This is a genomic window from Pelomonas candidula (assembly GCF_043555985.1).
In the GTDB taxonomy this organism is placed as follows: domain Bacteria; phylum Pseudomonadota; class Gammaproteobacteria; order Burkholderiales; family Burkholderiaceae_C; genus Pelomonas; species Pelomonas candidula.
Genome location: NZ_JBIGIC010000005.1, coordinates 49,700 through 62,580, shown reverse-complemented (window position 1 = coordinate 62,580; position 12,881 = coordinate 49,700). Strand labels below are relative to the sequence as shown.

Genomic DNA, 12,881 nt, shown 5'->3' with positions numbered 1-12,881 from the left:
GGCCGCTGCACCGTCAGCCGCCGGGAGCCAAACCTTATGGCCGGACATTCCAAATGGGCCAACATCCAACATCGCAAAGGCCGCCAGGACGAGAAGCGCGGCAAGATCTGGACGCGCATCATCCGTGAGATCACGGTCGCCGCTCGCCAGGGTGGCCCGGACATCAAGGACAACCCGCGCCTGCGGCTGGCCGTCGACAAGGCCAAGGCCGCCAACATGCCGGCCGACCGCATCAAGTACAACATCGACAAGGCCAGCGGCAACATCGATGGCCTGACGTACGAGGAAATCCGCTACGAGGGCTACGGCATCGGCGGCGCGGCCATCATGATCGACACGATGACGGACAACCGCGTCCGCACCGTCGCCGAGGTGCGCCACGCCTTCAGCAAGTACGGCGGCAACATGGGCACGGACGGCTCGGTGGCCTTCCAGTTCAAGCACGTGGGCCAGCTGCTGTTCGCGCCGGGTACGTCGGAAGACAAGGTCATGGAGGTGGCGCTGGACGCCGGCGCCGAAGACGTCGTGACCGGTGACGACGGCGCCATCGAGGTGCTGACGTCGCCCGCCGACTACGAGGTCGTCAAGGCCGCGCTGGAAGCCGCCGGCCTGGTGCCGGAGCTGGCCGAGGTGACGATGCGCCCCGAGAACACCATCGAGCTGACCGGCGAAGACGCCGAGCGCATGCAGAAGCTGCTGGACGTCATCGAAGACCTCGACGACACCCAGGCCGTCTATCACAACGCCGAACTGGGCTGATCCATGAAAGTCCTTGTCATCGGCAACGGCGGCCGTGAACACGCCCTGGCCTGGAAGCTGGCGCAGAGCGAGCGCGTCAGCCAGGTTTTCGTCGCCCCCGGCAACGGCGGCACTGCGCGCGACGAGCGGCTGGAGAACGTGGCCATCTCCGCCACCGACGCGAAGGCGCTGGCCGATTTCGCGGCGGATCAGAAGATCGCCCTCACCGTCGTCGGCCCCGAGGCCTCGCTGGCCGTCGGCGTCGTGGACGAATTCCGCGCCCGCGGGCTGCGCATCTTCGGCCCGACCAAGGCTGCCGCCCAGCTCGAAAGCTCCAAGGCCTTCGCCAAGGACTTCATGAAGCGCCACGGCATCCCGACGGCGGCCTACGAGACCTTCTCCGACCCGGCCGCCGCCCACGCCTACGTGGATGGCCGCGGCGCGCCCATCGTCATCAAGGCTGATGGCTTGGCGGCGGGCAAGGGTGTCGTCGTCGCGATGACGCTGGCCGAGGCTCACGAGGCCATCTCGTGGATTCTTGAGGACAACAAGCTCGGCGTGACGCACAACGCCGGTGGCGCTCGCGTCGTCATCGAGGACTTCCTGGCCGGCGAGGAGGCCAGCTTCATCGTCGTCTGCGACGGCAAGCATGTCGTGTCGCTGGCCACCAGCCAGGACCACAAGCGCCTGCTCGACAACGACGAAGGCCCCAACACCGGCGGCATGGGCGCCTACTCGCCCGCGCCGGTCGTCACGCCCAACGTGCATGCCAAGGTCATGCACGAGATCATCCAGCCGACCATCGCGGGCATGGCCAAGGACGGTCATCCGTTCACCGGTTTCCTGTACGCCGGGCTGATGATCGACGAGCTGGGCCAGCCGCGCACCGTCGAGTTCAACACCCGCATGGGCGACCCCGAGACGCAGCCCATCATGATGCGGATGAAGAGCGACCTGTTCGAGCTGCTGATGCACGCCACGGACGGCACGCTGGAGCAGGTCGAGCTGCAGTGGGATCGCCGTGTGGCGCTGGGCGTCGTGCTCGCCGCCGAGGGCTACCCGCTGAACCCGCGCAAGGGCGACGCCATCACCGGCCTGCCCGCCGACGAGGCCGAGGCCATGGTCTTCCACGCCGGCACGACGGAGCAGGACGGCAAGCTGCTGACCAGCGGCGGCCGCGTGCTGTGCGTGACGGCGTTGGGCGAGTCGGCCCGCACGGCCGCGCAGAGCGCCTACGACCTTGCATCGGGCATCCAGTTCGCCGGCCGCCAGTACCGCAGCGACATCGGCCACCGCGCCATCAAGCGTTGACCCGCAGCCCCACCGTCCTGACCGGGCCGTTGCACCCCACCGGCCGCGAGAGCCGGCTGGCCCGTGGGGTGCTGGGCCTGTTCGGCTGGACGGTGGATGCGCCGGGCCTGCCGGCGGAGCAGGGCGTCATCCTGGTCTACCCGCACACGTCCAACTGGGACTTTGTCGTCGGCCTGCTGGCCAAGTGGACGCTGGGGCTGCAGCTGCGCTTCTGGGCCAAGGACAGCCTGTTCAGCCTGCCGCTGATCGGGCGCTGGATGCGCTACGTCGGCGGCGTCGCCGTCGACCGCCGCAGCCGCCACGGCATCGTGGCCGACACGGTGGCGCAGATGCAGGCCGCCGCTGCGCGCGGCGAGCGTTTCTGGCTGGCCGTCGCCCCGGAGGGGACGCGCTCGCTGACCACCGGCTGGCGCACCGGCGCTTACCAGGTAGCCGTGCAGGCCGGCGTGCCGGTGGGGTTGGCTTACTTCGACTTCGAGCGGCGTATCGTGTCGCTGACCCGCTTCCTCAAACTGACCGGCGATGTCCAGACCGACTTCGCCGCCTTTGCCGACTACCTCGGCCATCGCGTGGGCAAGCGCCCCGCGCTGGCCAGCCCCATCCAGCCCCAGAGCCGCCACCCATGAACTCTCAAGCCGTCCGCGACTATCTGCTCGGCCTGCAGCAGCGCATCGTCAGCGCGCTGGAGGGCGTCGATGGCAATGCCTTCGTCAGCGACGGCTGGAGCCGCGAGCCCGGCGGCCGGCTGGAGGGCGACGGTCTGTCGCGCCTCATCGAAGGCGGCTCGGTGTTCGAGCGTGGTGGCGTCAACTTCTCGCACGTCAAGGGCCGCGTGCTGCCACCTTCGGCCACGCAGCACCGCCCCGAACTGGCTGGTGCGCCGTTCGAGGCCATGGGCGTGTCGCTGGTCCTCCACCCGCACAACCCCTTCGTGCCGACGGTGCACATGAACGTGCGCATGTTCGCCGCGCTGCCGGCGGACGGCCCCGCCGTCACCTGGTTCGGCGGCGGCATGGACCTGACGCCTTACTACGGCTACGAGCGCGACGCCCAGCATTTCCACCGCGTCTGCCGCGACGCGCTGCAGCCGCACGGCGAGGATTTGCACCCGAAGTTCAAGGCCTGGTGCGACGACTATTTCTTCCTGAAGCACCGCAATGAGCCGCGGGGCGTCGGCGGCATTTTCTTCGACGACTATGCCGAAGGCGGCTTCGACCGGGGTTTTGCGCTGATCCAGTCGGTGGGCGACGCCTTCCTCGCGGCCTATCTGCCCATCGTCGAGCGCCGCCACGGCTATGCCTATGGCGAGCGCGAGCGTGACTTCCAGGCCTACCGTCGTGGCCGCTACGTCGAGTTCAACCTCGTCTTCGACCGCGGCACGCTGTTCGGCCTGCAGTCCGGCGGGCGCACCGAATCCATCCTGATGTCCATGCCGCCGCAGGTGAAGTGGCGGTACGACTGGGCGCCCGAGCCGGGCACGCCCGAGGCGCGGCTCTACACCGACTTCCTGCGCCCGCGCGACTGGGTGCACGAAACACCCACGGCACTGTGGCTATGAAGCTGGCGCTTTTCGGCGGCAGCTTCGACCCGCCCCACCTGGGCCACCTGGCGTTCGCACGCTTCGCGCTGGACGCGCTGGCGCCGGACCGTCTGCTGTGGCTGCCGGCCGGCCGTCAGTGGCAGAAGCCCGACCAGGTCATGGCCGCCGGCGTGCACCGCGTGCAGATGCTCAAGCGGCTGACCGCCGACGAGCCGCGCTTCTCCGTCGACGACCGGGAACTGCACCGCCGCGGCCCCAGCTTCACGGCCGACACGCTGAACGAGTTCAAGCGGCAGAACCCGGACGCGGAACTGATGTTCCTCATCGGCCAGGACCAGTACGCGCGGCTGCCGACCTGGTACCGTGCCGAGACCGTCGCGTCGCTGGCGACGCTGGTCGTCGTGCCGCGTGCCGGCGAGGCCGTCGTCACGCCGCCCGGCATGCCCCAGCACCGCCTGCAGGTGCTGGAGCTGCCGGAGATCCCCATTTCCTCCACCGCCGTGCGCGAGGCTCTCGCCCGCGGCGACGACATCCGCCCCTTGGTGGGCCCCGACGTGGCGAGCTATATTGACTCGCACCGCCTTTACGAGAAGAAGCCCTGAATGGACATTCGCAAGCTGCAACGCGCCATCGTCGATGGTCTGGAAGACGTCAAGGCCCAGAACATCGTCGTGTTCAACACCGAGCACCTGTCGCCGCTGTTCGAGCGCGTCATCATCGCGTCCGGCACCAGCAACCGGCAGACCAAGGCGCTGGCCTCCAGCGTGCGTGAAACGGTCAAGGGCCGCGGTATGCAGGTCATGCGCACCGAGGGCGAGGACAACGGTGAATGGATCATCGTGGACTGCGGCGCGGCCGTCGTGCACGTGATGCAGCCGGCCATCCGCGACTACTACCACCTTGAAGAGATCTGGGGCGACAAGCCCGTCAAGCTCAAGGTCGCCAGCGGCGAGACCAAGCTCGTCAAGGCCTCCGAGGAAGCGCCCGCCAAGCCGGCGAAGAAGTCGGCCAAGCCGCTGGGGCCGGTCGGCGTGAAGCCTGCAGCGCCGGCCAAGAAGGCGGCGCCTGCGGCCAAGAAGCCCGCAGCGAAGAAGACCCCCGCGCGCGTCGTCGATGCCAAGACGCCCGCAGCCAAGACCATCAAGGTCGGCGCCGTGAAGCCGGCGGCGAAGAAGCCCGCGGCCAAGAAGGCCGCAGTGAAGAGCACGGTTGGCGTGAAGAAGGCGGCGCCGGCCAAGACGGCCGCGGCAAAGCCCGCCGCGAAGAAGACCGTCGCCAAGAAAGCGCCGGCCAAGAAGACGGCGGCCAAGAAGGGCTGATGCGCCTCTTCCTTGTCGCCGTGGGCCAGCGCCAGCCGGCCTGGGCGGATACCGCGTACGAAGACTTCGCCAAGCGCTTTCCGCCCGAGCTCAAGCTCGAGCTGAAGGCCATCAAGGCCGAGACGCGCGGTAGCAAGACGGCCGAGCAGCTGATGGCCGCCGAAGCCGCGCGCATCGAGGCCGCGCTGCCAAAAGGCGTGCGCCGCATCATCCTGGACGAGCGCGGCGAGCGTCGCACGTCCGTCCAACTCGCCGAGCGCCTGAAGCTGTGGATGGGCGAGGGCCGCGACGCGGCGCTCGTCATCGGCGGACCGGATGGACTGCATCCCGACCTCAAGGCCACGGCCGACGAGACGCTGCGCCTGTCCGACCTCACGCTGCCCCATGCCTTCGCCCGCGTGCTGCTGGCCGAAGGCCTGTACCGCGCCTGGACCGTGACGACCGGCCATCCCTACCACCGCGAATGACCGCTTCCGCTTACGTCTACCTCGCCTCACAAAGCCCGCGCCGCCGCCAGCTGCTGGCGCAGATCGGCGTGCGCCACGAGTTGCTGCTGCCCGGCGCGGACGAGGATGCCGAGGCGCTGGAGATCGTCCGGCCCGGCGAGTTGCCCGAGGTCTACTGCGCCCGCGTGACCGCCGCCAAGCTCGATGCCGCGTTGGCGCGGCTTGCTGGGCGCGGCCTGCCACCGGCGCCCATCCTGTGCGCGGACACGACGGTGGCCGTCGACGATCTCATCCTCGGCAAGCCCGAGGACGATGCCGATGCGCGGCGCATCCTGTCGCTGCTCTCTGGCCGCACGCACCGCGTCATCACGGCCGTCGCCGTGGCTGACGCAAGCCAGCGCGTGGCGGCACTGAGTGTGTCGCAGGTCGAGTTCGCGCCGCTGACTGCCGCGCAGATTGACGGTTACATCATCAGTCGCGAGCCCTTCGGCAAGGCGGGGGCTTATGCCATCCAGAGCCAGGCTGCCGCCTGGATCGTGAACATTGCCGGCAGCTACTCGGGCATCATGGGGTTGCCCCTCTTTGAGACGGCGCAGCTGTTGGAGAAATTCGGCTTTGAGTTTTGATGCATGCCGCTGGGGGCGGCGGCACGCATCAGCATTCAAGGATTAGAGATGGAAGACATCCTGATCAACTGGTCCCCGCAGGAGACGCGGGTGGCCGTGGTCGAGAACGGCGCCGTGCAGGAGCTGCACGTCGAGCGCACGTTGGAGCGGGGCCTCGTCGGCAACGTCTATCTCGGCAAGGTCGTGCGCGTGCTGCCAGGCATGCAGTCGGCCTTCATCGACATCGGCCTGGAGCGCGCCGCCTTCCTGCATGTGGCGGACCTGCACAGCGCCTCGCAGTTCGGCCATGGCCGGCACCAGAACGCCCATGGCGCCGAGGTACCGCCGACGCCCATCGAGCGCCTGGTCTTCGAGGGCCAGCCGCTGACGGTGCAGGTCATCAAGGACCCGATCGGCACCAAGGGCGCGCGCCTGTCCAGCCAGATCAGCATCGCCGGCCGCATGCTGGTCTACCTGCCGCAGGACGAGCACATCGGCATCAGCCAGAAGATCGGTTCGCCCGAGACCCGCGAGGCCTTGCGGGCCCGCATGGTCGCGCTGGTGGGCAGCAAGGAGGCGGGCGGCGGCGGTGGCTTCATCCTGCGCACGAACGCCGAAGACGCGAGCGACGCGGAGCTCGCCGCCGACATCGCCTACCTGCGCAAGACCTGGCAGCAGATCCGCGAGAAGGCGCTGACCACGCCCCCGGCCAGCCTGCTGCACCAGGACCTCAGCCTCGTCGAGCGCGTGCTGCGCGACCTGACGAATGATCGCACCGGCCACATCCGCATCGACTCGCGCATGCAGTACGACGTGCTGCGCGCGTTCGGCGAGACCTTCATGCCGGCGGCGACGGCCAAGCTGGAGCACTACCGCGGCGAGCGGCCCATCTTCGACCTGTGCAACGTCGACGCCGAGATCGCCCGCGCGCTGGCGCGCAAGGTGGAGCTGAAGTCCGGCGGCTCGCTGGTGTTCGACCAGACCGAGGCGATGACGACCATCGACGTCAACACCGGCGGCTTCGTCGGCGCCAAGAACTTCGACGACACCATCTTCAAGACCAACCTGGAGGCGGCCGGCGCGATTGCCCGCCAGCTGCGGTTGCGCAACCTGGGCGGCATCATCATCGTCGACTTCATCGACATGACGCGCGAGGAGCACAAGGCCGCCGTGCTGGCCGAGTTCAAGAAGCAGCTGGCGCGTGACCGCACCAAGGTCACTGTCGGCGGCTTCACGCAGCTGGGGCTCGTAGAGATGACGCGCAAGCGCACGCGCGAGTCGCTGGCCCGCATGCTGTGCGAGCCCTGCCCGACCTGCGAAGGCCGCGGCCAGGTGAAGACGGCGCGCTCGGTCTGCTACGACATCCTGCGCGAGATCCTGCGCGAGGCCCGTCAGTTCTCGCCGAAGGAGTTCCGTGTCGTGGCGGCGGCCAACGTCGTCGAGATGATGCTGGACGAGGAAAGCGCCCACCTGGCCGGCCTGTCCGACTTCATCGGCAAGCCGATCTCGCTGACCGCCGAACCGACCAACCAGACCGAGCATTACGACATCGTGCTTTTGTGACCGCGGGTTGCGGAAGAGACCCTGTCTGACGTGAATGCGCTCACGGCTGCGGCAGAATCCCGCGCCATGCTCGAATCCATTGCGTCCATCTCCCGCCGCCGCAGCCTCGCGGCCCTGGTCGCCCTCGGTGCTGTCTTCGGCGCCGGGTCTGCACTGGCCCAGGTGCGCATCGACATCGCCGGCGTCGGCGGCAGCCGCATCCCGGTCGCCATCGTCGACTTCCGCGACGAGTCCAAGTCGCCGCAGCCCATCGCCGCCATCATCCGCGCCGACCTGGAGCGCAGCGGCCAGTTCCGCAGCGTCGACGCGCCGGCCGACCTTTCCGAGATCAGCAGCCCGGTCTATGCCGACTGGAAGGCCCGCCAGGCCGACGCCCTCGCCGCCGGCACGGTCAACAAGCTGGCTGACGGTCGGCTGGACATCCGCTTCAAGCTCTGGGACGTCGTCAAGGGCGCCGAGGTCGTCGGCCAGGCCCAGGCCGTGCATCCCGACGACGCCCGCCTTGCGGCCCACCGCATCGCCGACGTCATCTACGAGAAGCTGACCGGCGAGAAAGGCGTGTTCGCCACGCGCATGGCCTACGTCACCAAGGCCGGTCGCCGCTACAGCCTCGTCATCGCCGACGCCGATGGCGAGGGCGCCAAGCCGGCGCTGAACAGCCCCGAGCCCATCATCTCGCCCGCCTGGGCGCCCAACGGCCGCGAACTGGCCTACGTCTCCTTCGAGAGCGGCAAGGCGACCGTGCGCGTGCAGGACGTGCAGACGGGCCAGCGCCGCGTGCTGGCCGACTACAAGGGCACCAACAGCGCACCAGCCTGGTCGCCGGACGGCTCCAAGCTGGCGCTGAGCCTGTCGCGGGAAGGGGGCACGCAGCTCTTCGTCATGAATCGCGACGGCTCCAACGTGCGCCGCCTGACGCGCAGCAACGCCATCGACACCGAGCCCTGCTACTCGCCCGACGGTAGCCAGATCTACTTCGTCAGCGATCGTGGCGGTGGTCCGCAGATCTACCGCATGCCCGCCGACGGCGGCCCGGCGGACCGCGTCACCTTCAACGGCAACTACAACATCAGCCCGGCCATCAGCCCCGACGGCAAGACGATGGCCTACATCGCACGCATCGGCGGCGCCTTCCGGCTCAGCGTGATGGATCTCGCCACCGGGCAGGCGCAGCAGATCAGCGACGCCAGCGACGACGAGAGCCCCTCGTTCTCGCCCAACAGCAAGCTCATCGTCTACGCCAGCCGTGCGGGCGGCAAGGAGGTGCTGATGACCACCACGCTGGACGGCAAGATCAAGACGCCGCTGCTCGTCACGCTGGTCGAAGTGCGCGAACCAACCTGGGGCTCTTTTGCAGCCCAGTAACTTGACAGACCGCACGATGTTGGACAATGCCCGGCCGGCGTCGAAGCCGGCCAGGCTCTTTTCCCCGCCCCCCGTCTTGTTGTGGAGACCACTCTAATGAAGCTGACCCGTTACGCGCTCACCCTGATTGCCGCTGCCGCCCTGGCCGGCTGCCAATCCGCCGTCAAGCTGGACCCGCCGGCGCCGGTCGAGACCGCCAAGCCCACGCCTGCGGCTCCGGCAGCTCAGCCCCAACCGACAGCGCCCGCAGTGACCGCGGTCAAGCCCATCGACCTGGACTCGCAGTACACCGAGCAAGTGCGTGACAAGCGCGTCGTCTACTTCGACTTCGATAGCGACGTCGTCAAGGAAGAGTACCGCCCGCTGGTCGACCTGCACGCCAAGCGTCTGAACAACAACAAGAAGCTGGCCCTGACCCTGGAAGGCCACACCGACGAGCGCGGCGGCCGCGAATACAACCTGGCCCTGGGCCAGCGCCGCGCCGAAGCCGTCGCCAAGTCGCTGACGCTTCTGGGCGTCGGTGCAACCCAAGTCGAAGCCGTCAGCTTCGGCAAGGAGCGTCCGGCCGTTCAGGGCAGCACCGAAGAAGCCTGGGCCAAGAACCGCCGCGTCGAGCTCAAGGACAAGTGATGCGCGGACTGCGTCTGACGTTGGTGGCCTTGGCCACGGGTGTGGCCTTTCTGCAGCCGGCTCGTGCCGGCCTGTTCGAGGATGACGAAGCCCGCAGGGCCATCCTTGAGCTGCGCACCAAGATCCAGGCCAACGAGGACGCGGCCAAGCAGCGCGCCGACCAGCTCAACACGCTGATCCAGGATCAGCTCCAGCCGCTGCGCCGCAGCATGCTGGAGCTGAACAGCCAGCTCGACGCCTTGCGCGCCGACGTGGCCAACCTGCGTGGCGCCAACGAGCGCCTGGCCCGCGACCTCGCCGACACGCAGCGCAAGCTGACCGACCAGTCGCAGGCCGTCGAGGCGCGCCTGAAGCCGCTGGAGCCGCAGAAGATCAGCCTCGACGGCCGCGAGTTCCAGGTCAGCCCCGACGAGCGCAGCCAGTACGACGCCGCCATCGGCCTCGTGCGCCGCGGCGACTTCGCCGAGGCCGTGGCCGCGCTGAACGCCTTCCTGAAGCGTTACCCCGCCAGTGGCTACACCGACTCGGTGCGCTTCTGGCTCGGCAACGCCCAGTACGGCAAGCGCGACTACAAGGACGCGATCGCGACCTTCAAGGCCTTCATCGCCGGCAGTCCGGACCATCCGCGTGCCGCCGAAGCGCTGCTCGCGCTGGGCAACTGCCAGGTGGAGCTGAAGGACAACAAGGTCGCGCGCCGCACCTTCGAGGAAGTCGTCAAGAGCTACCCCGGCACCGAGGCCGCCCAGGCCGCCAAGGAACGGCTCGCGACCGTCAGGTGAGCGTGGGCAGCATGGATCAGCTCGACGCTGATCTGGAGCGCCGCTTCGGCGGCCTGCGCCGCCTGCACGGCGACGCCGCCTACCAGCGCCTGCGAACCGCGAGATTCGCGGTCGTGGGGTTGGGCGGTGTCGGCTCCTGGGCCGTCGAGGCACTGGCGCGCAGCGGCGTCGCTGCGCTCACCCTGATCGACCTCGATCAGGTCTCCGAATCCAACATCAACCGCCAGATCCAGGCGCTGGGTTCCACGGTGGGCATGGCCAAGGCCGAGGCCTTGCGCCTGCGCATCGCGGACATCCATCCTGGCTGCGAGGTGCGTGTCATCGAGGAATTCGTCGAGCCCGGCAACTGGCCGGCGTTGATCGGCGATGCGCAGTTCGATGGCCTCATCGACTGCTGCGACCAGGTCCGTGCCAAGGCCACGCTGGCCGCCTGGGCGCGCGAGCAGCGGCTGCCCTTCGTCACCGTTGGCGCCGCCGGCGGCAAGCGCGAACCGCACCGCGTGCGGCTCGACGACCTCAGCGCGACGACGCACGACCCCCTGCTGGCCTCGCTGCGCCAGCGCCTGCGCAAGCACCACGGCGCGCCGCGCGCGGGCAAGATGGACGTCGCCTGCGTCTACTCGCGCGAGCCGGTGCACCTGCCGCAGCAAGGGGAGGGCGAAGCCTGCGACGTTGTCGACGGTAGCCTGAACTGCCATGGCTACGGCTCCAGCGTGACCGTCACGGCCACCTTCGGTCTGTGCGCGGCGGCAGAGTTGCAGCGCCTGCATTTGGCTCGAAAGTCGACCTGACGACGCCGAGATGAAAAAACTTGCGGGAGCAGAAAAAACCTGCCTATAATGGCGGGCTCTGCTTGACACGGGACGTTAGCTCAGTCGGTAGAGCAGCGGACTTTTAATCCGTTGGTCGCAGGTTCGAATCCTGCACGTCCCACCAGAATTTTTTGCGAGATTCTCAAAAAATCGCGCTACAATAATTGGCTCAGCAAGACGCAAGTCGAAACTGAATCAGGGCTCTTAGCTCAGTTGGTAGAGCAGCGGACTCTTAATCCGTTGGTCGAAGGTTCGAATCCTTCAGGGCCCACCAAAATTTCAGCGGGATCAATGACTTAGGTTATTGATCCCGTTGTCGTTTCCGGATCTCGAAAAATCTCGACGGGTTGTTGGGAAAACAACTGTCGAACTGCCGCGGTTTCAGTGCTGCCGACGGCAAGCAAACCTTGGCGAGTTCGGCCAATTCTTCTCTGGCTAGTCGATCATGAACTCGTCGCTGCCCATCTTGTGGCTGCCGTGGAAGACCTGATGGCCCGGCCCGCGCTGATGGGCGTCGGCCTGAGCTTCCGCCGCATGGGCGTGGATGCTGACGAAATCGCCTGGTAGTTCCTGCTTGGTCCGCAACACCATCCAGCCCTTGACCCAACCCGCATTCGCTCGGTCCGCCGGCAACGCTTCTTCCATGGCTGTTCTCCTGGAGTGATGCGTCGATTCTGATCGTCGACCGGGGCCTTGTGTTGTCGGACACCTCCGTAACCCGCTCGGTCTTACGCCGGCACGGTGGTGCTCCTGTCCTCTCGCAGCAGCCGATCCCACCATGGCGTCTCGCCGATCTCGGCGCGCAGGTGGTCGATGAACAGCCGGGCCTTGGTCGCGTGGCTGCGGCCCGGCAGGCGCACGGCGTGGATGGCGGGCATGCCGGGCGACGCGGGCGCCTCGGCCTCATCTGGGAACAGCGCCACCAGTTCGCCGGAGCGCAACTGGTCGCAGACGACCCAGGTTGCGATGTGCAGCACGCCGACGCCCTGCAGCGCGGCGTGCAGCATGCCGTCCTTGTCGTCCGTCCTGAAGCGGCCGCGCACTGGCAGCGGCTGGTTGCGGTTGACGCCGGCGTAGCGCCAGACGAAACCGGGTGCCGGGGGCGAGGCGACGGTGATGCAGTCGTGATCCATCAGTTCCTCGGGCGTGCGCGGCCTGCCGGCGCGGGCGAGGTAGGCGGGGCTGGCGCAGGTGACGAGCCGGACCTGCGCCAGCGTTGTCGCGCGCAGGTCGCTGTCGGGCAGCAGGCCGATGCGGATGGCGACGTCCATGCGCTGCTCGGACAGATCGACGATCTGGTCGGTCAGGTGCAGGTCCACCTCGATGTCGGGGTAGCGGCGCAGGAAGCTGGCCAGCGCGCCGACGACGTGGCGGCGGCCGAACACGGTGGGCGCGGTCACCGTCAGCAGGCCGCGCGGGTCGCCATCGCCGGACTGCAGTGCCTCCTTGGCGCCGGCCAGTTCGCCGAGGATGTTGCGCGCCCGGGGCAGGAACTGCTCGCCGGCATCGGTCAGCGCCAGCCGTCGTGGGCTGCGGTGGAAGAGCTTGCTGCCCAGCTCGGCTTCCAGCGCGTCGATCTTGCGCGTCACGGACGACACGGCCACGTCCTGGCGGCGTGCAACCTCGGAAAAGCTGCCGTGCGCAGCGACGGCGATAAAGGTGTCCAGGGCGTCGATCATGAGTGTTTGTTTTGCGAATTTCGCAAATTTCGTTTGCGTCCGGTGTGATTGTTCCGTGAAACGCAAAGCAAAACAATGCGATCCGTTTCGCGAA

General features: G+C 68.0%; 15 protein-coding genes and 2 tRNA genes. 15 read left to right on the top strand and 2 right to left on the bottom strand.

Annotation, left to right across the window (positions count from 1 at the left end; genetic code table 11):
* The first annotated feature begins 36 nt into the window (after positions 1–36).
* From ACG04R_RS11405 to ACG04R_RS11335, 15 genes are all read left to right on the top strand, one after another.
* Positions 37–759 carry a YebC/PmpR family DNA-binding transcriptional regulator gene (locus ACG04R_RS11405; RefSeq protein ID WP_394409818.1) on the top strand — a complete coding sequence of 241 codons (723 nt, stop codon included), beginning with the start codon at positions 37–39 and terminating at the stop codon, positions 757–759.
* Positions 760–762: 3 nt separating this feature from the next.
* Positions 763–2,049 (top strand): phosphoribosylamine--glycine ligase, encoded by a 1,287-nt coding sequence (gene purD, locus ACG04R_RS11400; RefSeq protein ID WP_394409815.1) that lies wholly within the window; start codon positions 763–765, stop codon positions 2,047–2,049.
* The gene (locus ACG04R_RS11395) at positions 2,046–2,675 is read left to right on the top strand and encodes a 1-acyl-sn-glycerol-3-phosphate acyltransferase (RefSeq protein WP_394409812.1); all 630 of its coding nucleotides are present in this window, start codon (positions 2,046–2,048) and stop codon (positions 2,673–2,675) included. The genes purD and ACG04R_RS11395 overlap by 4 nt, the downstream gene beginning before the upstream one ends.
* Positions 2,672–3,607 (top strand): oxygen-dependent coproporphyrinogen oxidase, encoded by a 936-nt coding sequence (hemF, locus tag ACG04R_RS11390; RefSeq protein WP_394409809.1) that lies wholly within the window; start codon positions 2,672–2,674, stop codon positions 3,605–3,607. Before ACG04R_RS11395 ends, hemF begins: the two co-directional genes overlap by 4 nt.
* The gene (gene nadD, locus ACG04R_RS11385; RefSeq protein ID WP_394409806.1) at positions 3,604–4,191 is read left to right on the top strand and encodes a nicotinate-nucleotide adenylyltransferase; all 588 of its coding nucleotides are present in this window, start codon (positions 3,604–3,606) and stop codon (positions 4,189–4,191) included. The genes hemF and nadD overlap by 4 nt, the downstream gene beginning before the upstream one ends.
* On the top strand, positions 4,192–4,908 hold the full coding sequence (rsfS, locus tag ACG04R_RS11380) for a ribosome silencing factor (RefSeq protein ID WP_394409803.1): 717 nt from the start codon (positions 4,192–4,194) through the stop codon (positions 4,906–4,908).
* On the top strand, positions 4,908–5,375 hold the full coding sequence (gene rlmH / locus ACG04R_RS11375; protein ID WP_394409800.1) for a 23S rRNA (pseudouridine(1915)-N(3))-methyltransferase RlmH: 468 nt from the start codon (positions 4,908–4,910) through the stop codon (positions 5,373–5,375). The genes rsfS and rlmH overlap by 1 nt, the downstream gene beginning before the upstream one ends.
* Positions 5,372–5,980, top strand: coding sequence for a Maf family protein (locus ACG04R_RS11370; RefSeq protein ID WP_394409797.1), 609 nt, complete (start codon positions 5,372–5,374; stop codon positions 5,978–5,980). Before rlmH ends, ACG04R_RS11370 begins: the two co-directional genes overlap by 4 nt.
* A 48-nt stretch (positions 5,981–6,028) precedes the next feature.
* Entirely contained in the window at positions 6,029–7,522 is a 1,494-nt protein-coding gene (gene rng / locus ACG04R_RS11365) for a ribonuclease G (protein ID WP_394409794.1), read from the top strand.
* A 66-nt stretch (positions 7,523–7,588) separates the two neighbouring features.
* A complete protein-coding gene (gene tolB, locus ACG04R_RS11360) occupies positions 7,589–8,887 on the top strand; it encodes a Tol-Pal system beta propeller repeat protein TolB (protein ID WP_394409791.1) in 1,299 nt (432 codons plus the stop codon).
* A gap of 96 nt (positions 8,888–8,983) precedes the next feature.
* Positions 8,984–9,517, top strand: a complete 534-nt coding sequence (gene pal / locus ACG04R_RS11355; protein WP_394409788.1) for a peptidoglycan-associated lipoprotein Pal — start codon at positions 8,984–8,986, stop codon at positions 9,515–9,517.
* Positions 9,517–10,296, top strand: a complete 780-nt coding sequence (ybgF, locus tag ACG04R_RS11350; RefSeq protein ID WP_394409783.1) for a tol-pal system protein YbgF — start codon at positions 9,517–9,519, stop codon at positions 10,294–10,296. Before pal ends, ybgF begins: the two co-directional genes overlap by 1 nt.
* Before the next feature lie 11 nt (positions 10,297–10,307).
* Positions 10,308–11,087, top strand: a complete 780-nt coding sequence (locus ACG04R_RS11345) for a tRNA threonylcarbamoyladenosine dehydratase (RefSeq protein ID WP_394409780.1) — start codon at positions 10,308–10,310, stop codon at positions 11,085–11,087.
* A 69-nt stretch (positions 11,088–11,156) separates the two neighbouring features.
* A tRNA-Lys gene (locus ACG04R_RS11340) sits at positions 11,157–11,232 on the top strand.
* A 74-nt stretch (positions 11,233–11,306) separates the two neighbouring features.
* Positions 11,307–11,382 (top strand) — tRNA-Lys (locus tag ACG04R_RS11335).
* 161 nt (positions 11,383–11,543) lie between these two features.
* On the opposite strand, the gene ACG04R_RS11330 is transcribed toward ACG04R_RS11335, so the two are convergent.
* Positions 11,544–11,753 carry a hypothetical protein gene (locus tag ACG04R_RS11330; RefSeq protein WP_394409777.1) on the bottom strand — a complete coding sequence of 70 codons (210 nt, stop codon included), beginning with the start codon at positions 11,751–11,753 and terminating at the stop codon, positions 11,544–11,546.
* An 83-nt stretch (positions 11,754–11,836) separates the two neighbouring features.
* Positions 11,837–12,787: a LysR family transcriptional regulator gene (locus ACG04R_RS11325; protein ID WP_394409774.1), complete on the bottom strand. Its 951-nt coding sequence runs from the start codon at positions 12,785–12,787 to the stop codon at positions 11,837–11,839.
* Positions 12,788–12,881 lie beyond the last annotated feature (94 nt).